Here is a 255-nt window from a genome sequence, read left to right on the forward strand (position 1 = left end):
CGTTGACCTCCTGCGTGCAAGGCAGGCGCTCTCCCAGCTGAGCTATGGCCCCGTATTTCTACAGGTTCCCACACAAAATTGGTGGGTCTGGGCAGATTCGAACTGCCGACCTCACCCTTATCAGGGGTGCGCTCTAACCAACTGAGCTACAGACCCAATTTCGGGCTGCTTCTTATCGTCTTCTTCAATGAATCAAGCAATTCGTGTGGGAACTTATGGAGCAGCTGATGTCGTCGATTAAGGAGGTGATCCAGC

At 52.9% G+C, this 255-nt stretch carries 1 tRNA gene; it reads right to left on the reverse strand.

Annotated features, from left to right (window positions below):
• Positions 1-79 precede the first annotated feature (79 nt).
• Positions 80-156: transfer RNA gene (locus tag QMX98_RS34995), tRNA-Ile, on the reverse strand.
• Positions 157-255 lie beyond the last annotated feature (99 nt).

The organism is Pseudomonas sp. PS02303 (assembly GCF_029959925.1).
Taxonomy (GTDB): Bacteria; Pseudomonadota; Gammaproteobacteria; order Pseudomonadales; family Pseudomonadaceae; genus Aquipseudomonas; species Aquipseudomonas mandelii.